Genomic DNA, 23686 nt, shown 5'->3' with positions numbered 1-23686 from the left:
CCGGAGTGCAAGCCCGATAGAGGCTCGCGGAAGGTGAGTGATGGGCTTGCGCGCCCATAGTTCGTTGCTGCACGTCTTCGTCATGGCCGGGGTGTCCGGACGATGACCGTCACCGTAGAACCGGCGGAATCCGCCTCGGAAATCACCGCGCCGCTGCCGTGCGTCGCCGAGGTGACGCACGCGCCGTCGACCGCCCCGGTCGCCGACCGCGCCCTCTTCTGGTCCGGGCTCGGCGCGAGCGAGCGCACGCTGCTCGACGTCCTCGCCGCCACGGCCGAGCGCCACCCCAACGCCGCCGCGATCGACGACGGCACGACCACCCTGACCTACCGCCGGCTCCTCGAAGAGATCGACGCCTACGGCCGCCGCCTGCGCGGGTACGGCGTCGGCGTCGGGGACCGCGTCGGCGTCCGGATCTCCTCCGGCACCGCCGAGCTGTACGTCGCGATCCTCGCCACCCTGTCCGTCGGCGCCGCCTACGTGCCGGTCGACGCGGACGACCCGGACGAGCGCGCCGAGCTGGTCTTCGAAGAAGCCGCGGTGGCCGCGGTCGCCACCGACGGCAAGATCAACGTCCACAGCACGCCTGGTGGCCGCGAGGGTGTCCCCGGCCCGGCCGACGACGCCTGGATCATCTTCACCTCCGGCTCCACCGGCAAGCCCAAGGGCGTCGCGGTCTCGCACGCCGCCGCCGCCGCGTTCGTCGACGCCGAGGCCGAGCTGTTCCTCACCGAGGAGCCGATCGGCCCGGGCGACCGCGTGCTGGCCGGGCTGAGCGTCGCCTTCGACGCCTCGTGCGAAGAGATGTGGCTGGCCTGGCGCCACGGCGCGTGCCTGGTGCCGGCGCCGCGCGCGCTGGTCCGCACCGGCGTCGACCTCGGCCCGTGGCTGGTCGCGCAGAGCATCACCGTCGTCTCCACCGTGCCGACGCTGGCCGCGCTGTGGCCCGCCGACGCGCTCGAAGACGTCCGCCTGCTCATCTTCGGCGGCGAAGCGTGCCCGCCGGAGCTGGCCGAGCGCGTCGCTGTCGAAGGCCGCGAAGTCTGGAACACCTACGGCCCCACCGAAGCCACCGTCGTCGCCTGCGCCGCGCAGCTGACCGGGGAGGCGCCGGTCCGGATCGGCCTGCCGCTGTCGGGCTGGCAGCTGGCCGTGGTCGACGACGACGGCCGGCCGGTCGCCATGGGCGAGACCGGTGAGCTCGTCATCGGGGGAGTCGGCCTGGCCCGCTACCTCGACGCCGAGAAGGACGCCGAGAAGTTCGCGCCGCTGCCGTCGCTGGGCTGGCAGCGCGCCTACCGCTCGGGCGACATGGTCCGCGCCGAAGCCGAAGGCCTGCTGTTCCTCGGCCGGCTCGACGAGCAGGTCAAGCTCGGCGGCCGCCGCATCGAGCTGGGCGAGGTCGACGCCGCGCTGCAGGCCCTGCCGGGTGTGCAGGGCGCGGCCGCCGCGATCCGCCGCACCCAGGCCGGCAACCAGGTCCTCGTGGGGTACGTCGTCCCGGCGCCCGGCGTGACCTTCAACCAGGACGAAGCCGCGACCCGACTGCGCGAGCACCTGCCCGCCGCGCTGGTGCCGCTGCTCGCCGTCGTCGAAGACCTGCCCACCCGCACGTCCGGCAAGGTCGACCGCAACGCCCTCCCGTGGCCGCTGTCCACAGTGGACGCCGCTGGGCTGTCCCCGACGCAGGCGTGGCTCGCCGAAGGCTGGGCCGAGATCCTCGGCGTGTCGGTCGACGACCCCAAGGCCGACTTCTTCACCCACGGCGGTGGCAGCCTGACCGCCGCCCAGGTCGTGGCGCGGATCCGCACGCGGCACCCGCAGGTGTCGGTCGCCGACATCTACTCCTACCCGAAGCTGGGCGCGCTGGCCGCGATGCTGGACGCGCTGAGCGGCCAGGCCACCGAACGCCGGGACATCGCGCCGACGAAGCGCCGTGCCGGGGTGATCCAGACGTTGCTGATGGTCCCGCTGATGGGGCTCGCCGGCCTGCGCTGGGCGACACTCGCCGCCGCGCTGTCGAACGTCCTGTCGCTGCTCGGGTTCGCCTGGGCGCCGACGCTGAACTGGGCGTGGCTCGTGCTGGCCTGGGCCGTGCTGTTCAGCCCGGCCGGCCGCATCGCGATCGCCGCGGGCGGCGCGCGCGTGCTGCTCTCCGGCGTGCGGCCCGGCACCTACCCGCGCGGCGGCAGCGTCCACCTGCGCCTGTGGACGGCCGAGAAGCTCGCCGAGTTCAGCGGCGCGGACAGCGTCGCCGGCGCGTCCTGGATGACGACCTACGCCAAGGCCCTCGGCGCGCGCATCGCCAAGGACGTCGACCTGCACTCGCCGCCGCCGGTCACCGGGTTCCTCAAGCTGGGCCGCGGTGCCGCCGTCGAGCCCGAGGTCGACCTGTCCGGCCACTGGGTCGACGGCGACCGCGTGCACATCGGCAAGGTGCGCATCGGCGCGGAGGCCCGGATCGGCGCGCGCAGCACGCTGTTCCCCGGCGTCCGCATCGGCAAGGGCGCGGAGATCGCGGCCGGGTCGACCGTCCGCGGCGCGGTGAAGGCCGGCCAGCACTGGGCCGGCTCGCCCGCCGCCCCCGTCGGCAAGGACGGCAAGGACGCGAAGGACGCGCTGAAGTGGCCGTCGAGCCGCCCGCCGCGGTCGCACTTCTGGGCCGCGGTCTACGGCGTGACCTCGGTGCTGCTCGGTTTCCTGCCGGGCCTGGCCGCGCTCGCGGGCGTGGCGGTGCTGGGTTACGCGATCGCCGGCGCGCCGACGCTGCCGGCCGCGTTCACCCAGGCGCTGATCTTCGTGCCGGTCGCGACCGCCGCGTACTTCCTGACGTACATGCTGTTCGTGCTTGCCGGCGTCCGGGCGCTGAGCATCGGCATGGTCGAGGGTTACCACCCGGTCCACGGCCGCGTCGCGTGGCAGGTCTGGGCCACCGAGCGGCTGATGAACATGGCCCGCGAAGGCCTGTTCCCGTTGTACGCCAGCCTGTTCACGCCGGTCTGGCTGCGGTTGCTCGGCGCCAAGGTCGGGCGCAACGTCGAGGCGTCGACGGTGCTCGCACTGCCGAAGATGACCCAGATCGACAGCGGCGCGTTCCTGGCCGACGACACCATGGTCGCCACCTACGAGCTCGGCCACGGCTGGCTGCACGTCGCCCCGGCCCGGATCGGCAAGCAGGCCTTCCTCGGCAACTCGGGGATGACCGCGCCCGGCCGTTCGGTGCCGAAGCGCGGCCTCGTGGGTGTGCTGTCCTCGACGCCGTTGCGGGCGAAGAAGGGCTCGTCGTACCTCGGCATGCCGCCGCTGCCGGTGCGCCGCGCGATCGGCGACGCCGACACGAGCCGCACCTACACCCCGGCGCTGCACCTCAAGGCGGCCCGCGCGCTGGTCGAGCTGTGCCGGATCATCCCGGTCATGTGCGGGGTCGCGCTGAGCGTCACCGTCGCGTTCGGGCTGCTGCAGGCCGCGTCGGTGTTCGGGTTCGGCGTCGCCCTGCTGCTCGCCGGGCCCGCCCTGCTGGCCGCCGGGATCGTCGCGGCGCTGACCGCGACCGTCATGAAGTGGCTGCTGGTCGGGAAGTTCCGCGAAGTCGACCACCCGCTGTGGAGCTCCTTCGTCTGGCGCAACGAGCTCGCGGACACGTTCGTCGAGGCGCTGGCCGTGCCGTGGCTGATCGGGTCCCTCGGCGGTACTCCGCTGCTGGCGGCCTGGCTGCGCACGATGGGCGTCAAGATCGGCCGCGGCGTGTGGCTGGAGACGTACTGGCTGCCCGAGGCCGACCTCGTCGAGCTCGGTGACGGCGCGACCATCAACCGCGGCTGCGTCGTGCAGACGCACCTGTTCCACGACCGGATCATGAGCATGTCGCGGGTGACCCTCGACGAGGGCGCGACGCTCGGCCCGCACGGCATCGTGCTGCCGGGCGCGAGCATCGGCGCGCGCACCACGGTCGGCCCCGGGTCCCTGGTGACCCGCGGCGACGAGGTGCCGCCCGACTCCCGCTGGCTCGGCAACCCGATCTCCGCCTGGACGGGCAAGTAGGTCACGAAGTCACCACCCGGCTCGCACGGAATCACCCCTCCGTGCGAGCCTGGTTCGAAGTACGCACGAGGAAAGGTCCGGCACGGGTGATCTCGAAGGCTTCCGCTCCCGCACCCGGCGCGGACACCTCCGGCGACTCCTACCTCCCCGCGCACGGCAACGGCGGTTACCGGGTCCGGCACTACGACCTGACCCTCGACTACAAGGTCGCGCCGAACCGGCTGTCGGCCTCGGCGGTGATCACCGCGGAGGCGACGCAGGCGCTTTCCCGCGTCACCCTCGACTTCGGCGAGTTCCGGATCACCCGCGTGCTGGTCGACGGCAAGCCCGCGAAGTACCTCAAGCGCGTGCGGAAGCTGCACGTCAAGCCGCAGAAGGCGATCGCCGCGGGCAGCGAGTTCACCGTCGAGGTGGTCTACGTCGGCAACCCGCGCCCGGTGGGGAGCCGCTGGGGTGACGTCGGCTGGGACGAGCTGACCGACGGCGCGCTCGTGGCGAGCCAGCCGGTCGGCGCGCCGTCGTGGTTCCCCTGCAACGACCACCCGTCCGACAAGGCGACCTACCGGGTGAGCGTGACGACGTCGTCGCCGTACCTGGTCGCGGTCACCGGCGAGCTGGTCGACCGCTACACCTCGGCCAGCACGACGAAATGGGTCTTCGAACGCCACGAGCCGACGGCGACCTACCTGATGAGCGTGCAGATCGGCCGCTACGACGACGTCGACCTGAGCGGCGGCGGCTGGTTCGCGCACGTGGGCGCGGCCGCGCGCCGGCTGAGCGTCGACATCGGCCGCGCGAGCGGGCAGGTGGAGGCGGTCCACGAGACCGTGCCGCAGCGCGCCGCCGTGCCGCCGCGGCTGCGCCGGCCGTTCGAGCACGACTTCGGCCGGCAGGGCCGGATGATGGAGGTCCTGCAGCGGCTGTTCGGCCCGTACCCGTTCGGCGAGTACCAGATCGTCGTGACCGACGACGACCTCGACGACCCGATCGAGGCGCAGGGCATGTCGATCTTCGGCGCCAACCACGTCGACGGCCGCCGCACGTACGAGCGGCTCGTCGTGCACGAGCTGGCGCACCAGTGGTTCGGCAACAGCCTGACCGTGGCCGACTGGCGCCACATCTGGCTGAACGAGGGTTTCGCGACCTACGCCGAGTGGTTGTGGTCGGAGGAGTCGGGCGGCGAGTCGGCGCAGTCGCTGGCCCGCACGTGGCACACCCGGATGAAGGCCAGGCCGGCCGACGTCCGGGTCGCCGACCCCGGCGTGGCGCGGATGTTCGACGAGCGCGTCTACAAGCGCGGCGCGCTGACGCTGCACGCGCTGCGGGCGGAGATCGGCGACCCGGCGTTCTTCGCGGTGCTGAAGGCGTGGACGACCGAACACCGGCACGGGCTCGTCACGACCGCCGCGTTCATCGCGACGGCGGAGGAGTACGCGGGCCGCTCGCTGGGGACGTTCTTCACGCGCTGGCTCGACACCCCGGCGCTGCCGCCGCTGCCCTGATCCGGCCGTTCTCACCCGGACGGGTGGTCTTCCCGGCAGAATGAGCGTCTCGACGAGGGGAGCGCTGATGAGCGAGCCGGGGCCGCCCTACGGGTATCCGCCGTGGCAACCGCCGGCGCCGCCGAAGAAGACGTCGCCGGCGGCCGTCGTGCTGATCACCGGCTCGGTCGTCGTGGTCGTCGTGATGGTGCTCGCGTTCCTGGCCTGGGGGTATCCCGGGTTCCTGCGGAAACCGGAGGGCAACGCCGACGGCGTGTGGTTCCCGACGGCGCCGTCGTCGTCGCAACCGCCGGCGACCATCGCCTCGCCGAGCGCGTCGGTGCCGCTGCCCGGTGGTCGTGCGCCGCTGCCGAAACGGCCGCGGCCGCTGGCCGACCCGATCACCTGCGCGTTCACCCCCGCCCCCGGCTCGCCCGCGCCGAAGCCGGCCACGCCGCCGCCGGACGGCCCGGCGCCGTCGTCGGGCACCGTCGGAGTGCGGCTCACGACCAGCGCGGGCGCCATCGGGCTGACGCTCGACCGCGCGCTGGCGCCGTGCACCGTGGTGAACTTCCTGAGCCTGGCGAAACAGGGGTTCTACGACGGCACGTCGTGCCACCGGCTCTCGGTGACGGACGGGCTCCAGATGCTCCAGTGCGGCGACCCGGCCGGCGACGGCACCGGCGGCCCGGGTTACACGATCAAGGACGAGACGTTCCCCGAGCTGACCTACGGCCGCGGCATCCTCGCGATGGCCAAGACGTCCGAACCCGACTCGGGCGGCTCCCAGATCTTCCTGGTCTTCGGCGACACGCAGATCCCGCCGGAGTACACGGTCTTCGGCAGCATCGACGACGCCGGCCTGGCGGTCCTCGACAAGGTGGCCGCCGCCGGCGTCGACACGTCCAAGCCCGGCATCGGCGACGGCAGCGGCCCCCCGAAGACCCCGGTCACCTTCACCGCCATCACCACCCCGTAACTCACGTGATCACAGCCGGAACTCGCGTGATTGAGGCCGGAACTCGCGAGTTACGGCCTCAATCACGTGGGTTACGGGTCTGATCACGCGAGTCACGGGTCTGGTCACGCGGGTTACGGGCGGTCCAGCAGGTCTCGGAGGGCGGCCAGGAGGGTGGGGACGGCCGTGGGGGACGACGTTGTGCTGCGCCAGGCGATGTAGCCGTCCGGGCGGACCAGCAGGCAGCCGTCCTCGGCGATGCCGCTGAGGCGGGACCAGCCGCCGTAGGCGTCGCGGACCTCCGGGTCGCCGACGCGCACCGTCCGCAGGTCGAGGCCCAGCTCGGCGCCCACCTTGGCCGCGGCGTCGCCCCACGCGGTGCCGGTCAGGCCGGTCAGCACCGTCCAGCGGCCGCCGCCGACGACGTCCAAAGTGGACACCCGGCGGCCGTGCGGGCCGACCAGCCACGCGTGCGGCAGTTTCGCGCCCGGTTCGGTGCTGGGCCGGTGGAACAGCTCGGGATCACGGTCGGATGCCGCCGGAGCGACGCCGTCGGGCAGCACCGCGCCGGAGACGTAGCGCTGGTCCATCTCGACGCCGTGGGCGTTGAACTCGTAGTGCTTCAGCTCGATCGCCTTCTCCAGCTCACGCCGTTTCGACGCGCCTTCGGGCGTCGGCGCGAGGCAGGTTTCGAGGCCCGCGGTGATGCCGTCGGAGTCGGTGTCGCCGGCGATGCCGAGCGCGGCGAAGATCGGCCCGAACTGGTCGCGGCTGAGGTTCGCCCGGTCGACGATCTGCTTGCCGACCGGCGCGCGCTCGGCGGTGTAGCTGTCCAGCAGGCCTTCGCCCGCTTCGCCGCGCACGACCATCGCGAGCTTCCACGCCAGGTTGTACGCGTCCTGGACGGACGTGTTCGACCCGAGCCCGTTGGACGGCGGGTGCCGGTGCACGGCGTCCCCGGCGCAGAACACCCGGCCGTTGCGGTACTCCGTCGCGTAGTTGTGGTTGACCGTCCACAGCGACGTCGAGGTGATCTCGACGTCGAGGTCCGGGTCGCCGACGAGGTCGCGCACCAGCCGCGTCGCCTCTTCGACGTCGACCTCGGGCGGCGCCTGCTCGATGTCGTAACCCCAGGTCAGCAGCCACTCGTTCCACGGCCGCACCATCCGGACCAGGCCCATCCCGATCCCGCCGAGGTGCGCGCCCGGCCGCATCACCCAGTACAGCACGCTCGGCCGGTGGGCCACGTACGGCGCGAGGTCCGCGGTGAACGTGATGTTCATGCTGCCCGCCTTGCCGGTCTGCCCGGCGATCGGCAGGCCGGCCAGCTCGGCGACGCGGCTGCGTGCGCCGTCCGCGCCGATCAAGTACTTGGCGCGCAACGAGAACTCGTCGCCGCGCACGCGGTCGCGGAAGCGGACCGTGACGCCGTCCGTGTCCTGCGTGAAGTCGAGGAACTCGGTGTCCAGCCGCAGTTTCGCGCCGCGCGCGGCGGCTTCGCTCGCCAGGATCGGCTCGAGGTAGGTCTGCGGCAGGTCGATCATGTGGCACGGGCTCGCGGCGGTGTACTCCGACGCCGACGAGGGCCCGGTGCCCCAGCTGGCGATCCGGCCGATCTCCGGCCCGGTCAGCGACGTGCAGAGCACGGTGTCGCCCATCAGGTCCGGCGGCGTCCCGACCGCGAGGGCCTTGTCCTCGACGCCGAGGTCGCGGAAGACCTCCATGGTCCGCTGGTTGGTGATGTGCGCGCGGGGTGTGTTGGCCATCCAGCCGTACTTGGTGGCGAGCACCGCGGGGACGCCGTAGGTGGCGAGCAGCAGGGCCGCCGAACCCCCGGCGGGGCCGCTGCCGATCACTATGACGTCGGTGTCGTAACTCAGCTGGCTGCTCATCTCGTGCTCCCGGGCTGGATGCGGAAAGTGAAGTCGAGCCGGCGCCAGAGCCCGGGCTCGCGGCCGTCCGGGGCGGGCCCGGACTGCTCGGTGAAGTCGACGATCAGGCCGTCCTTGACGCCGAACACGGTGTCGGAGTCCAGGTATTCGCCGCCGCGGACGAACAGCTGCGTGATCAGCGTCCGGAACCCGGGCTTGGCGATCATGAAGTGCACGTGCGGCGCCCGGTACGGGTGGCGGCCGACGACGTCGAGCATCTGCCCGACCGGCCCGTCGGCGGGGATCGGGTACGCGCTCGGCACGATGGTCCAGAACCGCAGCCGGCCGTCGGCGTCGGTGCGGAAGCGGGCGCGCAGCACGGGTCCGTCGAGATCGGGCAGCTGGACGTCGTAGAAACCGTCCTCATTGGACTGCCAGACGTCGACGACCGCCTCGGGAACCGGGGCGCCGTGGGTGTCGGTGATCCGGACGTCCGTCCACAGTGGAGTTCCGGGCAGCCCCGCCGCGAGGTCGGCGCCCTGCGGTGTCTCCGGCGGGCCCTCGACGTAGAACGGGCCCAGCACGGCCGACGGCGTGGTGTCCGGCGTGCGCGAGTTGGTCAGGACGTCGACGACGCTGGACACGCCGAGCGTGTCCGACAGCAGGATGAACTCCTGGCGCGTGTCGCTGGAGATCTGCCCGGTGCGGGTCAGGAACCCGATCGCGTACTCCCACTCCTCCTGCGTGAGGTCGGTGCGGATCGCGTAGCCGTGCAGCGTCTCGACGAGGTCGGTGAGCAGCTCGCGGACGCGGTCCGGCGCGCCCGCGAAGCTCTCGACGACCTGCTTCGTGAGCGCCGCGAGCACCGGGGGAGCCGTCGTGCGGGTGCCGTTCAGGGCCTGGCGCAGCAGCTCCGCTTCGGGCTCGTCGGCGATGTCGGCTTCGGTGAGCCCCAGTTCGGCCAGCGAGTGCGGGATCGGCAGGGACGCGGTCAGCTCGAAGACGTCGTTCGCGTCGTCGAGGCCCAGGTGCGCCATGACGTGCGGGAGCAGGACGGCGTGGGTTTCGGCGTGCGGCAGCCCGAACTTGCCGCCGAGGTGGTGGCACAGCTTGTGGTGCAGGCCCATCGAAACGCTGTCGAGGCACGAACCCGCCAGCCACGCACCACGCAGGGCGGCGGTCCGCGCGTCCACATCGGACGGATCGGCCACGATCCGCGGCAGGGCGTCCGTGAGCAGCCGGATGGCCTCGCCGGCCAGCAGATCCGTCATCGGGTCGGCGTCCGGGGCGTAGCGCGCCTCGACGGCGTGGGCGAGCGCGTTGATCCCGCTGGCGGCCGAGGTGGCCACCGGCAGCGAGAGCGTCAGGCCGACGTCGTAGAGCACGACCTCGGGCCGCACCTTCGGGGACCGCTGGGTGGTCTTGTGACCGTCGGCGGTCTCGCCGAGGACGCTCGTCAGCTCCGAGCCCGCGTACGTCGTGGGCACGATCAGCTGCGGCAGGTCGGTGCGCAGGGCGATCGCCTTGGCCAGCCCGGTGGCCGAGCCGCCGCCGACCGCCACGACGCCGTCGACACCGTGGTCGGCGACGACCTTCAGCGCGCGCTCGGTGACGTCGACCGGGGTGTGCATCGCCGCGTCTTCGAAGCGCGCGGCCAGCAGGGGACCGAGCGCGGCGGCGGCGCGGTCGCCGTAACGCGGGCCGGCGACGAGCAGGACGCGCCCGAGTCCCAGGCGGCCGGCTTCCGCGCCGACGTCGTCGAGGGAGCCGAAGACCACCCGCACGGGGTTCGCGGCGTAGCTGAACGAGGTCATGCGAGGGAGTATCCGGCCTGGTCGGGGCCCGGTCCTGCACGTTCGTGCTGCGCCGAGGCACGAAACGCGCGTCTCGGCGTCTCAGCTTGCCCGGCGCAGGGCGGCCGGCGTGGTGCCGAGCTGGGCGCGCAGCACGCGCGTCAGGTGCTCCTGGTGCGAGAAGCCGCAGCGGACGGCGATCTCGGCGATCGGTTCGGTGCCGGTGCGCAGCAGCAGCCCGGCCTGCTCGACGCGCAGCCGCAGCAGGAACCGGTGCGGCGGCAGGCCGGTGCGGGCCTTGAACTGCCGCGAGAACTGGCTCACGCTCAGCCCGGCGAGCGCGGCCAGGTCGGCCAGCGGCGCCGGCTCGGCCAGCTGGTCCGCCATCCGGTCGCGCACCCGCGCGAACTGCCGGTCGGACAGGCCGCGAGCCGGCTCGGGGAGCAGGACGCGCCCGGCGTGGTGGTGGCGGACGAGCTGCGCGGCGACGAGCGCGCCGAGCTGGTCGGCGTAGGTCCGCGCGCTCGGCTCCCAGTCGCGGACGACGCCGTCGAGGCTCAGCACGAGCTGTTCGAGCAGCGGATCGCTGCCGAACTCCTCGGCGAGCCGCACGGGCGCGTTCCCGCCGGCCGCTTCCTGGACGGCGTCGTCGGCGACGTAGACGTGCAAGGTGTCGAGCTCCCCGCCCAGCTCGACGGACAGGTCGACGTGCGACGGCTGCAGGAACAGCCCGCCGGCGGGCATCCGCCGGCTCCGCTCGTGGGGGGTCCCGACGCCGCGCCGGACCGTCACCGGCCCGCCGAGGTGCAGGATCAGCTGGTGGCTGCGCGCGGGCCCGAACGCGGCGCGGTACGGGCGTTCCCGCTGCTTGGAGAGGTAGACGCGGTCCCAGCCGAGGCCGGCGCTGGTGCGTTCCGGGCGGACCCAGGGCAGCGCGAGGATGCCGTTGGTGTCGGTCAGCCCGAGTTCGCCCACGCCTGCCTCCTCGACGTCGAGGCCGACCCCGATCGTACCCGCGGGAAGGGTCGGCTCACGTCTTCGAACGGAGTCAGCCTGGGCTGGCGCGGCCGTGGCGCCAGTAGCCGAGGAACGCGACGTGGGACTTCGGCCAGCCGCGGTCGCGCACCAGGTGGCGGCGCACCCCGGTGGCGAGCGCGGCCTCCCCGGCGACCCAGGCGTAGGCGCGGCCGGCCGGCAGGTCGGCGTCCCGGACCGCCTGCAGCGCGAGCGCGCCCGGGCGGCCGGGCCGGAGCCGGGGCAGCCAGTGCACCCGGACGCCGGGCGGGGCCTCGACCTCCCGGATGTCCGACTGCGCCGGCACCTCCAGGAACACCTCCGCGACCAGGTCGGCGGGCGCGCCTTCGAGGATCGCGAGGACGGCGGGCAGCGCGCTCTCGTCCGCGGCGAGCAGCTGCCAGGCCACCTCGGCGGGCGGCAGGTAGCTGACGCCGAGGTCGAAGACCCCGGCCGGGTCGCCCGGGCGGGCGCGGCGGGCCCACTCGGCGGCCGGGGCGTCGCCGTCGTGCAGGGCGAACTCGATGTCGATCTCGCCGGGGCGGGACCGCCGGATCGTGTAGTTGCGGACCCACGGGCGGCGGCTCTTCGGCATCAGCAGGACCTCGGCCATCCAGCCCTCGTGGTCCCGGGTCGGCATCCGCAGCCCGTCCTGCCCGGCGCGCGGGAAGAACAGCCGGACGGCCTGGTCGTCGCCCGCCGGCTCGAACTCCGCCAGCTCCGGGCCGCCGAGGGTGACGGTCCGGAACGCCGGGCTCGGCGCCGTGGTCGCCAGGACTTCGAGGGTGATCATCTTCCGCGTCTTCGCGCGGCGGACCTTCGGGATCATCAGACGTCCAGCACGAGCCGGGGCGAGAGCGCGCGGGAGACGCACGCGTACATCCGGCCGGGCGGCGCGCCGATGTCGTCGCGGTGCTCGGGTTCGCCGTCGACGACCGCCAGCTCGCAGCTGCCGCAGACGCCTTCGCGGCAGCCGGACGGCACCGGGCGCCCGGCGTGGGTCAGCGCGTCGAGCAGGGACTCGTCCGGCGGCACCTGGATCGTCTGCCCGGAGCGAGCGCAGACGACCTCGAACGCCGTGTCGGGCCCGAACACGCGGCGGGTGGGCTGGAAGCGTTCGGCGTGCACCCGCGGGAACACGGCCTCGGCCGCGGCGAGCATCGACGCCGGGCCGCAGCAGTAGACCTCCGCACGCGAGTCGAGTTCCGCGAAGTCCGGCCGGCCGCGTTCGGCCGTGGGGAACAGCCGCACGCGGTCGCCGTACTCGGCAAGGAGTTCCGAAGCGAAGGGCATGGTCGCGAGCGACCGGCCCGCGTAGACCAGCGTCGCCGCGGCGCCGGACGCGACGGCGGCCCGCAGCATCGGCACCATCGGCGTGATGCCGATCCCGCCGGCCAGGAACAGGTACTCCGGCGCCGGTTCCAGCGGGAAGTGGTTGCGCGGCACCGAGACTTCGAGCGTCCGGCCGGGGCGCAGGTACCGGTGGACGTACTCCGAGCCGCCGCGGCTGAGCGGGTCGTGGCGGACCGCGATCCGGTAGCTCGTGAGATCGCCCGGGTCGCCGCACAGCGAGTACTGCCGGGTCAGCCAGTTGGGCAGCGCGAGGTCGACGTGCGCGCCCGGCTCCCACGGCGTCAGCGGTCCTTCGTCTCCTTGCAGGACAAGGGAAACGACATCGTCGGCGAGCCGCTCGACGCGGTCGAGGATGGTCTTCTGCATGGGTCAGTACAGCTTCCGGTAGCCGGCTTCGAGCATGGCCTCGAACTGCGCCGGGTCGACGTCCACGCCGAGCTGGTCGGACACGATCTCACCGGCCGACGGCAGCTCTTCGGCCAGCGCCTGGCTCGCGGGGTCCCAGAGGCGGGAGCGGATCAGCGCGCGGCCGCAGTGGAAGAACACCTGCTCGACCTCGACGACGATCGCCAGGTCGGGCTCCTTCGCCTCGGTCCGCATCCGGGCGAGCACATCGGGGTCGTCGGTGACGTACGCGCGGCCGTTGACGCGCACGGTTTCCCGCACGCCGGGGACGAAGAACAGCAGGCCGACGCCGTCGTTCTCGGCGATGTTGCGGAAGGAGTCGGCGATCTTGTTGCCGGCGCGGTCGGGCATGGCGAGGGTGCGCTCGTCGAGGACCTTCACGAAGCCGGGGTAGTCGCCGCGGGGCGAGCAGTCGGCGCGGCCCGCGGCGTCGGCGGTGGCGAGGGTGAGGAAGGGGGAGTGAGCGATGAAGCGGCGGACGTGCCGGTCGACGTGGCCGAGGATCTTGGCCTCGATCATCGCCTCGGGTTCGCCAAGCCGCGCCCGCACCTCGGCCATGGAGACTCGGCGCAGCGTGTTTGTGCTGGTCATGACACAATTATGAGCAATCATTCGGATCTGGCGCTACTCGCTTTTGGGGAGCGCGACAGGAGGAGCCGTGCCGTCGGACCCGCGCCGCATCCAGCCACGTAAACAGCCCCGCCAGGTCCGCGCCGAGCTCACCCGGGAGCGGATCCTCACCGCGGCTGCTCACGTTTTCGCCGAGCACGGCTACGCCGCGGGCACCACCAACCGCATCGCCGAGCGGGCCCGGATCTCCATCGGCTCGCTCTACCAGTACTTCCCGAACAAGGACGCGATCCTGGCCGAGCTGCTGATCCGGCACCTGGACTCCGGGGAGGAGTCGACCGGCTGGCAGCAGCGCCACGAGCTGACCGGCTCGCTCGACGAGATCGTCCGCGCCCTGGTGCACCTGGTGATCGAGCACCACCTCGACGACCCGCAGCTGCTGCGCCTGCTGCTGGAGCAGGCGCCCCGCTCGCAGGAGCTGCTGGAGAAGGTGGGCCGGTACGAGAAGGCGCGGATCGCTTTCGCCCGTGACCTGTTCGACCGGCACCCGGAAGTCGGGGTCGTCGACACCGCGACGGCCGCGAAGCTGGTCGTGACGACGTTGGAGCTGGTCGTGCACCAGCTCGTCGCGTCCCGGGAGCCGGTGGACATCGACCGGCTGGAGAACGAGCTGGTCGGCATGCTCACCCGCTACCTCAGGGGCTAGCTCCTGAACAGCGTCCAAGACTTTCGTCCTCCTCCGCGCGGGGGAGGGCACGCGGCCCGACGTAATGCTCGCCGGTGGCCGGAAGTTTCACAGGTGCACGCGGGGAGTGCGTGCCCGTCCTCAGCAAGGCCGGGGGGCCTGAGGGCGGACGGGGAGTGGTGCCGGGCCCGCGCAGGGGCGGGCCCGGCACCGCCTAGCTGTTTCGGGCGGTAAGGGCGGCCTGGGTCCGGCTGGTGACGCCGAGCTTGGCCAGGACGTTGCCGACGTGCGCCTTCACCGTGCGCTCGGCCAGCCGCAGCCGGGCCGCGATGTCGCGATTGGACAGTCCTTCGCCCAGCAGCTCCAGCACGTCCCGCTCGCGCGGGGTCAGCGTGCCGCCCGCGGTCAGCGCCGCCGCGGCCGCCGGGCTCAGCGCCGTCACGCCGTCGTGCGCGGCCCGGACGGCGGCCGCCAGCTCCTCGCCGGAGGAGTCCTTCAGCACGAACCCGGCCGCGCCCGCGGCCAGGGCTTCGCGGATCTCCCGCGGGCGGCCCACTGTGGTCAGCATCAGGACCCGGGGCGGCGCGGAGCGTTTCCGGAGTCGCCGCAACACGGCCAGGCCGTCCATGCCGGGCAGGTACAGGTCCAGCAGGACGACGTCGGTCTCGACGGCGGAGGCGAGCAACTCGTCACCGCTGCCGTACTGCGCGACGACGTCCAGGTCGGGCCGGGCGCCCAGGACCAGGGCGAGACCTTCGCGCACCACCGCGTGGTCGTCGACGACCTGCACCCGGATCATGCGCGCACTCTACTGTCGGGCCCATGCGCCAGTCCCTCGTCACGACGGCCGCGGCGGCCGCCGTCTTCTTCGCCGGCGGCGCCTGGAGCCCGCACCAGGGCTGGCTCGCCGCGCTGCTCAGCGTGGTGCAGCTGGTGCCGCTGCTGTGGTCGCGGCGCGCGCCGGCCGTCGTGCTGGTGGTCGTCACCCTCGCCACCGTCGGGCACCTGCTGCTCGACCAGCCGCGCAACACCATGTACATCCCGGTCCTGCTGGCGCTCTACAGCACGCCGCGGCGGTGGCTCGCGGCGTCGGCGGCGCTCGCGATCGGCGTCGCCGTGTTCCCGGCGAAAGGCCCCGTCGACGGCACGGTGCTGGCCGTGACGATCTGCGCCGTCGCCTGGCTGCTCGGTGCCGAACGCCGTCGCGCGCTCGCCGACCGGGCCGAACGCGCCGCGCGCCGGCTGCACGACACCCTCGCCCAGACCACGGCCGTGATGCTCGTGCAGGCCGAGACCCTGCGCGCGGTCGGCGACCTGACCGACGCCGACCGCGCGCGCCTCGACACGCTCCTGTCCGCCGGACGCGGCGCGCTGACGCTCGTCCGCCGCACCCTCGACGACCTGCACGACGACGAGGACCGGCCCACCGACCTCGCCGAGGTGCTGGCCCGGCTCCGCACGGCCGGCCTGGTCCTGGACCGCGACCCGGTGCTGCCCGCGCTGCCGCGTCCGGTGCGCGAGCTGGCCGAGAGGTTCGTCGCGGAGACGGCCGTCAACGCGTTGCGCCACAACGGTCCCGGCGTCCGGCTGCGCCTCGGAGTAGAGCCCGGCGACCGCGTCACGATCACCGCCCGCAACGCGCTCAAGGGACCACCACGCGCGGGTGGCGGTTACGGCCTGGCCGGGCTCGCGGAACAGGCCGCGGCGGCCGGCGGTGAGCTGAGCCACGGGCCGCACGAGGGCGACTGGGTCGTCAGCGTCGTGCTGCCAGCAGCTGCGACACGGTCACGAACCGGAAGCCGCGCTGCTTGAGCCCGTCGAGGATCGGCCCGAGCGCTTGGCGCGTCGGCTCGCGGGACGCGTACATCGCGTGGAGCAGCACGATCGAGCCGGGCCGCACCTGGGTGAGCGTGGTGTCGCGGATGGTCGCGGCGTCCGGGGTGCCCGCGGAGTCCGGCTCGACGTCGCAGGTGACGGTCGTGCGGCCGTGCGCCGCGAGGTAGTGCGGCAGCGCCAGGAGCTTCTTGCTGTTGGGCGGGCGGAACAGGATCTCGCCGGTGTAGCCGGTGGTGCGGATGAGCGCGTCGGTGGCCTCGACCTCGTCGGCGACCCACGCGGGCGTCACGCCGATCATCCGGTCGTGCGAGAAGCTGTGGTTGCCGATTTCGTGCCCGGCCGCGGCGATGTCGTGGGCCAGGTCCGGGTGCGCGGCGATCTCGCGGCCGATGAGGAAGAAGGTCGCGGGCACCTGACGGCTTTTGAGCGTGTCCAGGACGGCGTGGGTGCCGGCCGGGTCGGGCCCGTCGTCGAAGGTCAGCGCGACGATCTTCTCGCTGGTGTCGACGCGGTTCACGAGGGTGCCGAAGAACTGGAACGTCCGCGAGTCGGCGACCCGCAGCAGCACGTACCCGGCGCCTAGCACCACGACCAGCACGCTCGCCACGACGATCGTCCACTTCCGCGCGCGGCGGGATCTCAAGATCATGCGCCGACCCTGGCGTCACCCGTGCGGCCCCGGAAGCCGCGAAGGTACTAGTACCAAAGCCGTGAAGGCCTCCTTACCGGCCGTAAGAGCCGGGAAGGAGGCCTTCACGGACAACGGCTCAGAGCGGGTTGAACTCGCCCAGGGGGGCGGTGCAGAAGGGGCCGCCGACGTACTCGGCCGCCGCGCCCGTGGGGGCGGGGCGGGACGCCAGCTGCTCCGCGTAGACCTCGGCGTCGTCCAGGGACTTGTAGCCCAGCGCCTCGGCTTCGGCCAGCGAGTAGATCCGGCGCGTGTTGTCCGAGACGCCCCAGATCAGCCGGTAGCCCGGCGACGGCGCGGCGAGGCAGGCCTCGAACAGCCGCGCGCCGTCGTCGGGGGAGAGCCACGTCGTGAGGCCGCGCGGGCCCAGCGGCAACGGCGTCTCGAAGCACGAGCCGATGCGGATCACGATGACGTCCATCCCGAACCGCGAGTGGTACAGGCTGCCGAGCGCCTCGATCACGGCCTTGCTGACGCCGTAGTAGGTGTCCGGGCGCGGAGAGGAGTCCGCGGGCAGGTCGTCGTCGTTGCGCCGGAAGCCGACGGCGTGGTTGCTCGACGCCAGGAGCACGCGCTTGACCCCGGCTTCGCGCGCGGCCTCCAGCACCGTGTGGGTGCCGTCGATGTTGACGTCGAGGGTGGCGGCCCACGAGTTCTCGCGGCTGTGGCCACCGAGGTGGATCAGCGCGTCGACGCCCTCGCACGCCGCGGCCATCGCCGCCGCGTCGGTGACCGATGCCGTCACGACCTCCTCGGCGGCGTCCGACGCCGTCTGCGGGGCCACGTCGAGCAGGCGCAGCACCCGGCCGGGGCGCCGCAGGCGGGGGCGCATCAGGGTGCCGACGACACCCGCCGACCCGGTGATGAGCACACGCTGGTCCGTCAATGGACTTCCTTCCGTAAGGGCGGCGGTCAGCGGATTCCGGCCCGGCGCAGCTGCTGCCCGAGCTCGGTGGTGGTCTCCGCCAGCAACTCGCCGACGCGCTGGGCGTCGGCGTCGGTCACCTGGGAGATGGGCATCGAGCAGCTGATCGCGTCCGTGCCCGGGATCCGGTAGGGGATCACCGCGGCGACGCACCGGACGCCCAGCGTGCCCTCCTCGATCTCGGCGGCGTACCCGCGTTCGCGGGTCGCGGCGCACTCGGCGTGCAGCGCTTCGAGCGAGGTGATGGTGTTCGGGGTCAGCGGGATCAGCGTCGACGGCAGCAGCGCCTCGATCTCTTCGTGCGTCAGCTCGGCCAGCAGGGCCTTGCCCAGCGCGGTCGCGTGCGTGGGCAGCGTGCGCCCGACGCGCGAGACGAGGTGCGTGGAGCGCTGCGACTCCCGCGTCTCCAGGTAGACGACCTCGGTGGCGTTGCGGCGCGCGAAGTGCGCGGTGAAGCCGGTCTTCTCCCGGATCCGTTCCAGGGCCTCGGTGGCGAACGGGACGACGGCGTCGCGGTCGAGGTAGGCCGTGCCGCAGATCAGCGCGCGGACGCCGAGCCGGTAGCGGGCGGTGTTCGCGTCCGCCTCCAGCCAGCCGGCTTCCAGCAGCGTGCGCAGCAGGCCGTGCAGCGACGAGCGCGGGAACCCCGTGCGCGCGTGCAGGTCGGAGAGCGAGAGCCAGACGTCGTTCGCCGCGAAGGTTTCGATCAGATCGACCGCCCGGCGCGCGGATTTCACCCCGGACGACTCGGCGGGCGCACCGTCGGTCGCCGCCGGGTTGGCCACCTTTTGCGGCATTTTCGCGCCTCCGTTCGGCCGTTGACTTGTGACTCCGGCCATATTAGCGTCCCGAACAACGTTCTTATGGATGAACATAGTCACTATAACAGACTCCATTCATGGATGTGAACATGCTTGTGGTGCCCGTTCCGACGATCGTCACCGGCCTCGTCGCGCACGCGGGCGTCGCGTGTACCACCGACTTGCTCGTTCATGTGCCGGCGAAGACGCTCGAGTACAACGGAGGCATGGGAAACCCGGTGCGGTGCCACGAAGCAGCGCCGGGCACGACCGTGCCCACCTGACCCGGCCGGCACCCGGCCGAAACCGACAAAAGGACGAGAGAGCAGAAACTGATGGCACAGACCGAGATCGCGCTGGACGGCCTGCTGGCGTTCCCCCTCACCCCGTTCACCGAGGACCTCGAGGTCAACCTCGACGCGCTCGCGGAGAACGTGGAGAGCCACATCGCGGCCGGCGCCGGTGCGCTGTTCGTCGCGTGCGGCACCGGCGAGTTCAGCTCGCTCTCGCCCGCCGAGCACGCCGCGGTGCTCGCCAGGTCCCGTGAGGTGGCGGCCGGCCGCGTGCCGGTCTGGGTGGGGGCCGGCGGTGGTGCCGCGGCGGCGCGGGCCGGCGTCGCGGCGGCCGAGGCTGGCGGCGCGGACGGCGTCCTGCTGCTGCCGCCGTACCTGGTTTCCGGGCCGCAGACGGGCTTGGTCGACTTCGTCCGCTACGCCGTCGGCGACACGTCCGTGCCGGTGATCGTCTACCACCGCGGCACCGGTGTGTTCACCGCGCCGGCCGCGGCGTCGCTGCTCGACATCCCCTCGGTCGTGGGCCTCAAGGACGGCTACGGCGACGTCGAGGTGATGACCCGGATCGTCACCACGATCCGCTCGCTCGACACCGATCGCGCGCGGGACTTCCTGTTCTTCAACGGGTTGCCGACCGCGGAGATGTCCGCCAAGGCGTACGCCGCGATCGGCGTCGCCCGCTACTCCTCGGCCGTGCACTGCTTCGCGCCGGAGATCGCCCACCGCTTCCACCGCGCGCTCGCCGAGGGCGACAACGCGACGATGGACACCCTGCTGGCCGGGTTCTACCTGCCGCTGGTGGCGCTGCGCGACGAGTCGCCCGGCTTCGCCGTGTCGCTGGTCAAGGCCGCCGCCCGGCTGCGCGGTGACAAGGTCGGTTCGGTCCGGCCGCCGCTGGTCGAGCCGACGCCCGAGCAGATCGACCGGCTGCAGAAGGTCGTGGAGGACGGCTTCACGACGTTGAAGGCGCTGAGCTGATGAAGATCCTCGATGTGGTGCTGACCCCGGTCGCGTTCGCCGACCCGCCGCTGCTCAACGTCATGGGCGTGCACGAGCCGTTCGCGCTGCGCGGCATCGTCCAGGTCAGGTGCGAGGACGGGATCGTCGGGCTCGGCGAGTCCTACGGGGACGAGGCGTTCCTCGGCGAGGTGCGCAAGGTGCTGCCGCGGCTGCGCGGCCACGACGTCTTCGACCTGCCCGGCCTGCAGCGGCTCGTCGCGCAGGCACTGTCGGGCACCGTGCTGACCGACGCGCACGGGCTGATCGGCGGGTTCTCCATCCGCAAGACCGTCGCGAGTGTGTACTCGCTGTTCGAGGTCGCCTGCCTGGACGCGCAGGGGCAGCTGCTCGGCCGCCCGGTGAGCGACCTGCTCGGCGGCAAGGCGCGCGACGCCGTCGAGTTCTCCGCGTACCTGTTCTACAAGTACGGCAAGCACGTCGACGGCCGCGAGGACACCTGGGGCGAGATCACCACGCCCGAGACCCTGGTCGGCTCGGCGAAGCGGATGATCGACGAGTACGGCTTCCGCTCGATCAAGCTCAAGGGCGGCGTCTACGAGCCCGCCCAGGAGGTCGACGGGATCCGCGCGCTGGCCGAGGCGTTTCCCGGCCACCCGCTGCGGATCGACCCGAACGCCGCGTGGACGCCGGAGACCGGCATCCGGGTCGCCGCCGAGCTGGACGGCGTCCTGGAGTACCTCGAAGACCCGACGCCGGGCATCGAGGGCATGGCGCGGGTCGCTTCGGCAGCGTCGATGCCCTTGGCCACCAACATGTGCGTGGTGAACTTCGGCGACGTCGAGCCCGGCTTCCGGGCCCGCGCCATCGGCGTTCTCCTGTCGGACCACCACTTCTGGGGCGGCCTGCGCGCCACCCAGTCGTTGTCGGTGACCTGCGAGAGCTTCGGCGTCGGCCTGTCGATGCACTCCAACAGCCACCTCGGGATCAGCCTGGCCGCGATGGTGCACGTCGCCGCGGCCACCCCGCACCTGACCTACGCCTGCGACACGCACTGGCCGTGGAAGGTCGAGGACGTCATCGAGCCGGGCGTGCTGGCGTTCCGCGAGGGCGCCGTCGCGGTGCCGACGACGCCGGGCCTGGGCGTCACGCTCGACGAGGACGCGCTGGCCAAGCTGCACGAGAACTACGTCCGATGTGGACAGACCAAACGGGACGATGTGACCTACATGCGCAAGTACGTCGAGGGTTTCGAGCCGAACACGGCGAGGTGGTGACCCGGTGAAGGTGACCGGCTACGCCTACCCGTGGGACGTCCTGGAGGACGGCTTCCTCGATCGCGCGCGCGGCCTCGGCGTCGACGAGGTGGCCGTGGCGCTGTCGTACCACAGCACCCGCGCGGCGACGCCCTGGTCGGCGTCGCGCACGGCCGTCGTGGCGCGGCACGCCGCGTTCTACCGCCCGGTGCGCCCGTCGTCGTGGGGCTCGCTGCGTCCGTCCACTCCGGACTGGGTGTCCTCCGAGGACAGTGGCGGCGACGCCGTCCGGTTGCTCAACGAAGCCGGGATCCCGGCCGCCGCGTGGATCGTGCTGACGCACAACTCGCAGCTCGGGTACGCGCACCCGGACGTCGCCGTGCGCAACTGCTTCGGCGAGGTCTACCCGTGGGCGCTGTGCCCGTCGCAGCCCGCGGTGCGCGAGTACGCCGCGGCGATGACCGCGGAAGCCGTCGCCGGGCTCGAGCTGTCCTCGGTGGTCCTCGAGGCGTGCGGCCCGCTCGGCGCGGTGCACCAGCACCAGCACGAGAAGACCGACGGCGTCTGGGCGCCCGCGGTGGCCCGGCTGCTGTCGATCTGCTGCTGCGACGCGTGCGCTTCTTCGTGGGCCATCGACGCGGACACCGTCCGGGCCCAGCTCGTCGAGGAGGTGCGGCGACTCGTCGCCACCGGCGACCTCGGCGTGACGGCCGACGCCTTGCCGCCGTCGCTGACCCAGGCGTTGCTGCGGACCCGGCAGGCGGCCACCGACGCGCTGCGGGCCGCCGTGCTGGCCACGCTCCCGGCGGGCACCCGGATCGTGCTGCACGGCGCGCTCGACCCCTGGGTCACCGGCGCGCTGCCCGGCCTGACGCCGGGCGCGATCGAGGACGCCGATTCCGTCGTACTCTTCGGCTGGGCGCCCGCGACGGGGGCCGACGCCGTCGCCGCGGCCAGGGAGGCCCTGCCGGAGCGGGTGGCGATCGGCAGTTACATCACCGCCGTGGCGGCCGCCCCCGTGCCCGACATCGCCGGCTACGTCGGCGAGCTCGCCAAGGCGGGCGCGGCCGAGCTGCACCTGTACCACCTCGGACTGGCCGGTCCGGGCCGCTGGCACGACCTGGGCACCGCCACCGCCGCCGCCCACGAGAACTGAGGAGCTGTTCCCGAAATGAGCCAGGCCACCGACGCCGCCACGCTCGAGAAGATCCTGGCGGCCGCCGCCGAAGCCGCCCGTCCGGCCGCCGAGGCCACCCCGGCCGAGCGCGGCCGCTGGCTGACCGCGGCCGCCGACGCGCTCGACGCCGCGGCCGGCGAACTGGTCCCGCTGGCCCACGCCGAGACGCACCTGCCCGCCACCCCGCGGCTGGCCGGCGAGCTGAAGCGCACGACGTTCCAGCTGCGGCTGTTCGCCGAGTCCCTCACCGACGGCGCGTACCTCGGCGCCACCGTCGACCACGCCGACGCCGGCTGGCCGATGGGCCCGCGCCCGGACATCCGGCGCGTCAAGACCGCGATCGGCCCGGTGCTGGTGTTCGCGGCCAGCAACTTCCCGTTCGCGTTCAGCGTCGCCGGCGGCGACACCGCGTCCGCGCTGGCCGCGGGCTGCCCGGTGATCCTCAAGGCGCACCCGGGCCACCCGGAGCTGTCCGCGCGGACCGGCCTGATCGTGCGCGAGGCGCTGCTCGAGGCGGGCGCCCCGGCGGGCCTGTTCACCGTGATCTTCGGCCAGGACGAGGGTGTCACCGCGCTGAAGGACCCGCGGATCGCGGCGGCGTCGTTCACCGGCTCGATCCCGGGCGGGCGGGCGCTGTTCGACATCGCGAACGCGCGGCCGCGGCCGATCCCGTTCTACGGCGAGCTGGGCAGCGTGAACCCGGTCGTCGTCACCGAGGGCGCGATCGCCGCCCGCGGTGAGGCCGTCGCGAAGGGCTACGCCGGGTCGTTCACCCTCGGCGCCGGCCAGTTCTGCACCAAGCCGGGCCTGCTGTTCCTGCCGGAGGAGCACGGCCTGACCGAGACGCTGCGCTCGGCGCTGGAAGGCGCGGCGCCCCAGCCGATGCTCAACGACCGCATCGCGAGCGGGTACGCCTCGACGCTCGCGAAGCTGCGTGAGGTCCCGGGGGTCGACGTCGTGTCGGCGTCGCCGTCCGAGGCGCCCGCGTTCACCCCGACGCTGCTGGCGACCACCGGCAAGCAGTTCCTCGAGGGCGGCGAGGCCGTGCACCAGGAGTGCTTCGGGCCGGCGTCGCTGATCGTCACCTACGCCGACCAGGCCGAGCTGCTGCGCCTGCTCGACGTCATCGAACCGGGGCTGACCGCCACGATCCACGGCGAGGAGTCCGACGCGGACTGGATCCGGCCGGTGCTGCCGGCCCTGGCCCGCATCGCCGGCCGGCTGCTGTGGAACGACTGGCCCACCGGCGTCACGGTGAGCTGGGCCCAGCAGCACGGCGGCCCGTACCCGGCCACGACCGCCCCGACCACGACGTCCGTCGGCACCGCCGCGATCGAGCGTTTCCTGCGCCCGATCGCGTGGCAGGGCTTCCCGGACGCGCTACTGCCCGAACCCCTGCAGGAGGCCAACCCCTGGCAGCTGCCCCGCCGCACCGACGGAACCCGCTGACCCCGTAACGCGGCACTTTCACTCCGAGGTGCCCACCTGGCCCCGTCACTTTCACGTGAAAGTGACGGGGCGTTCCACCCACGCCGCCGCACGACCGCATTTCCGTTCCCATCCCCGCAAGCCAAGGATGTCTT

Annotated in this window: 20 protein-coding genes; 10 read left to right on the top strand and 10 right to left on the bottom strand. The window is 72.9% G+C overall.

Going from position 1 to position 23686, the window contains the following annotated elements:
• The first annotated feature begins 102 nt into the window (after positions 1-102).
• The 3 genes from MUY22_RS44845 to MUY22_RS44835 all read left to right on the top strand — a co-directional run bounded on the left by MUY22_RS44845 (position 103) and on the right by MUY22_RS44835 (position 6501).
• Complete coding sequence (locus MUY22_RS44845; protein WP_247053931.1) at positions 103-4041, top strand: Pls/PosA family non-ribosomal peptide synthetase; 3939 nt, start codon at positions 103-105, stop codon at positions 4039-4041.
• Between the two features lie 86 nt (positions 4042-4127).
• The gene (locus MUY22_RS44840) at positions 4128-5543 is read left to right on the top strand and encodes a M1 family metallopeptidase (RefSeq protein ID WP_247053928.1); all 1416 of its coding nucleotides are present in this window, start codon (positions 4128-4130) and stop codon (positions 5541-5543) included.
• Positions 5544-5610: 67 nt separating this feature from the next.
• Positions 5611-6501, top strand: a complete 891-nt coding sequence (locus MUY22_RS44835) for a peptidylprolyl isomerase (RefSeq protein WP_247053927.1) — start codon at positions 5611-5613, stop codon at positions 6499-6501.
• A 113-nt stretch (positions 6502-6614) separates the two neighbouring features.
• Here the strand turns inward: MUY22_RS44835 and MUY22_RS44830 are convergent, their stop codons facing one another.
• From MUY22_RS44830 to MUY22_RS44805, 6 genes are all read right to left on the bottom strand, one after another.
• Positions 6615-8372, bottom strand: a complete 1758-nt coding sequence (locus MUY22_RS44830; RefSeq protein WP_247053925.1) for an FAD-dependent monooxygenase — start codon at positions 8370-8372, stop codon at positions 6615-6617.
• Positions 8369-10165 (bottom strand): maleylacetate reductase and hydroxyquinol 1,2-dioxygenase domain-containing protein, encoded by a 1797-nt coding sequence (locus MUY22_RS44825; RefSeq protein WP_247053923.1) that lies wholly within the window; start codon positions 10163-10165, stop codon positions 8369-8371. The genes MUY22_RS44830 and MUY22_RS44825 overlap by 4 nt, the downstream gene beginning before the upstream one ends.
• Before the next feature lie 81 nt (positions 10166-10246).
• Complete coding sequence (locus MUY22_RS44820) at positions 10247-11119, bottom strand: helix-turn-helix domain-containing protein (protein WP_247053920.1); 873 nt, start codon at positions 11117-11119, stop codon at positions 10247-10249.
• 73 nt (positions 11120-11192) lie between these two features.
• Positions 11193-11987 (bottom strand): siderophore-interacting protein, encoded by a 795-nt coding sequence (locus MUY22_RS44815; RefSeq protein ID WP_247053918.1) that lies wholly within the window; start codon positions 11985-11987, stop codon positions 11193-11195.
• On the bottom strand, positions 11987-12877 hold the full coding sequence (locus MUY22_RS44810) for a PDR/VanB family oxidoreductase (protein WP_247053916.1): 891 nt from the start codon (positions 12875-12877) through the stop codon (positions 11987-11989). The genes MUY22_RS44815 and MUY22_RS44810 overlap by 1 nt, the downstream gene beginning before the upstream one ends.
• A 3-nt stretch (positions 12878-12880) precedes the next feature.
• Positions 12881-13507, bottom strand: coding sequence for an MSMEG_1061 family FMN-dependent PPOX-type flavoprotein (locus tag MUY22_RS44805; RefSeq protein ID WP_247053914.1), 627 nt, complete (start codon positions 13505-13507; stop codon positions 12881-12883).
• 67 nt (positions 13508-13574) lie between these two features.
• Between MUY22_RS44805 and MUY22_RS44800 the strand changes: the two genes are divergently transcribed.
• Complete coding sequence (locus tag MUY22_RS44800) at positions 13575-14192, top strand: TetR/AcrR family transcriptional regulator (RefSeq protein ID WP_247053912.1); 618 nt, start codon at positions 13575-13577, stop codon at positions 14190-14192.
• Between the two features lie 193 nt (positions 14193-14385).
• Here the strand turns inward: MUY22_RS44800 and MUY22_RS44795 are convergent, their stop codons facing one another.
• A complete protein-coding gene (locus tag MUY22_RS44795; RefSeq protein ID WP_247053910.1) occupies positions 14386-14970 on the bottom strand; it encodes a response regulator transcription factor in 585 nt (194 codons plus the stop codon).
• Positions 14971-14993: 23 nt separating this feature from the next.
• Here MUY22_RS44795 and MUY22_RS44790 point away from each other — a divergent pair, with 23 nt between their 5' ends.
• Complete coding sequence (locus MUY22_RS44790) at positions 14994-15983, top strand: histidine kinase (protein WP_247053908.1); 990 nt, start codon at positions 14994-14996, stop codon at positions 15981-15983.
• On the opposite strand, the gene MUY22_RS44785 is transcribed toward MUY22_RS44790, so the two are convergent.
• The 3 genes from MUY22_RS44785 to MUY22_RS44775 form a co-directional block, all read right to left on the bottom strand.
• On the bottom strand, positions 15925-16656 hold the full coding sequence (locus MUY22_RS44785; protein WP_247053906.1) for a polysaccharide deacetylase family protein: 732 nt from the start codon (positions 16654-16656) through the stop codon (positions 15925-15927). The two genes, MUY22_RS44790 and MUY22_RS44785, sit on opposite strands and share 59 nt — an antisense overlap.
• 118 nt (positions 16657-16774) lie before the next feature.
• Positions 16775-17581, bottom strand: coding sequence for an NAD(P)-dependent oxidoreductase (locus MUY22_RS44780; RefSeq protein WP_247053905.1), 807 nt, complete (start codon positions 17579-17581; stop codon positions 16775-16777).
• A gap of 26 nt (positions 17582-17607) precedes the next feature.
• Positions 17608-18417, bottom strand: a complete 810-nt coding sequence (locus MUY22_RS44775; RefSeq protein ID WP_247053904.1) for an IclR family transcriptional regulator — start codon at positions 18415-18417, stop codon at positions 17608-17610.
• A gap of 101 nt (positions 18418-18518) precedes the next feature.
• Between MUY22_RS44775 and MUY22_RS44770 the strand changes: the two genes are divergently transcribed.
• Genes MUY22_RS44770 through MUY22_RS44750 form a run of 5 tightly spaced genes read left to right on the top strand, consistent with a single transcriptional unit; the run spans position 18519 to position 23552 of the window.
• Entirely contained in the window at positions 18519-18704 is a 186-nt protein-coding gene (locus tag MUY22_RS44770; RefSeq protein ID WP_247053902.1) for a hypothetical protein, read from the top strand.
• 51 nt (positions 18705-18755) lie between these two features.
• Complete coding sequence (locus MUY22_RS44765) at positions 18756-19691, top strand: 5-dehydro-4-deoxyglucarate dehydratase (RefSeq protein ID WP_247053899.1); 936 nt, start codon at positions 18756-18758, stop codon at positions 19689-19691.
• Positions 19691-20947, top strand: coding sequence for a glucarate dehydratase family protein (locus MUY22_RS44760; RefSeq protein ID WP_247053897.1), 1257 nt, complete (start codon positions 19691-19693; stop codon positions 20945-20947). Before MUY22_RS44765 ends, MUY22_RS44760 begins: the two co-directional genes overlap by 1 nt.
• 4 nt (positions 20948-20951) lie before the next feature.
• Positions 20952-22082: a hypothetical protein gene (locus tag MUY22_RS44755; RefSeq protein ID WP_247053895.1), complete on the top strand. Its 1131-nt coding sequence runs from the start codon at positions 20952-20954 to the stop codon at positions 22080-22082.
• A 15-nt stretch (positions 22083-22097) separates the two neighbouring features.
• On the top strand, positions 22098-23552 hold the full coding sequence (locus tag MUY22_RS44750; RefSeq protein WP_247053893.1) for an aldehyde dehydrogenase (NADP(+)): 1455 nt from the start codon (positions 22098-22100) through the stop codon (positions 23550-23552).
• The last annotated feature ends 134 nt before the right edge of the window (positions 23553-23686 follow it).

Origin of the sequence: Amycolatopsis sp. WQ 127309, assembly GCF_023023025.1 — a bacterium.
Lineage (GTDB): Bacteria > Actinomycetota > Actinomycetes > Mycobacteriales > Pseudonocardiaceae > Amycolatopsis.
This window is presented reverse-complemented; position numbering and strand designations above follow the sequence as displayed.

Bases quoted from the DNA above. Each gene is read 5' to 3' on its own strand.
- MUY22_RS44805 (WP_247053914.1), bottom strand. From the start codon at position 13,507: ATGACCAGCACAAACACGCTGCGCCGAGTCTCCATGGCCGAGGTGCGG.
- MUY22_RS44845 (WP_247053931.1), top strand. From the start codon at position 103: ATGACCGTCACCGTAGAACCGGCGGAATCCGCCTCGGAAATCACCGCG.
- MUY22_RS44790 (WP_247053908.1), top strand. From the start codon at position 14,994: ATGCGCCAGTCCCTCGTCACGACGGCCGCGGCGGCCGCCGTCTTCTTC.
- MUY22_RS44750 (WP_247053893.1), top strand. From the start codon at position 22,098: ATGAGCCAGGCCACCGACGCCGCCACGCTCGAGAAGATCCTGGCGGCC.
- MUY22_RS44770 (WP_247053902.1), top strand. From the start codon at position 18,519: ATGGATGTGAACATGCTTGTGGTGCCCGTTCCGACGATCGTCACCGGC.
- MUY22_RS44785 (WP_247053906.1), bottom strand. From the start codon at position 16,656: ATGATCTTGAGATCCCGCCGCGCGCGGAAGTGGACGATCGTCGTGGCG.
- MUY22_RS44835 (WP_247053927.1), top strand. From the start codon at position 5,611: ATGAGCGAGCCGGGGCCGCCCTACGGGTATCCGCCGTGGCAACCGCCG.
- MUY22_RS44810 (WP_247053916.1), bottom strand. From the start codon at position 12,877: ATGCAGAAGACCATCCTCGACCGCGTCGAGCGGCTCGCCGACGATGTC.
- MUY22_RS44795 (WP_247053910.1), bottom strand. From the start codon at position 14,970: ATGATCCGGGTGCAGGTCGTCGACGACCACGCGGTGGTGCGCGAAGGT.
- MUY22_RS44815 (WP_247053918.1), bottom strand. From the start codon at position 11,987: ATGATCCCGAAGGTCCGCCGCGCGAAGACGCGGAAGATGATCACCCTC.
- MUY22_RS44775 (WP_247053904.1), bottom strand. From the start codon at position 18,417: ATGCCGCAAAAGGTGGCCAACCCGGCGGCGACCGACGGTGCGCCCGCC.
- MUY22_RS44825 (WP_247053923.1), bottom strand. From the start codon at position 10,165: ATGACCTCGTTCAGCTACGCCGCGAACCCCGTGCGGGTGGTCTTCGGC.
- MUY22_RS44830 (WP_247053925.1), bottom strand. From the start codon at position 8,372: ATGAGCAGCCAGCTGAGTTACGACACCGACGTCATAGTGATCGGCAGC.
- MUY22_RS44765 (WP_247053899.1), top strand. From the start codon at position 18,756: ATGGCACAGACCGAGATCGCGCTGGACGGCCTGCTGGCGTTCCCCCTC.
- MUY22_RS44760 (WP_247053897.1), top strand. From the start codon at position 19,691: ATGAAGATCCTCGATGTGGTGCTGACCCCGGTCGCGTTCGCCGACCCG.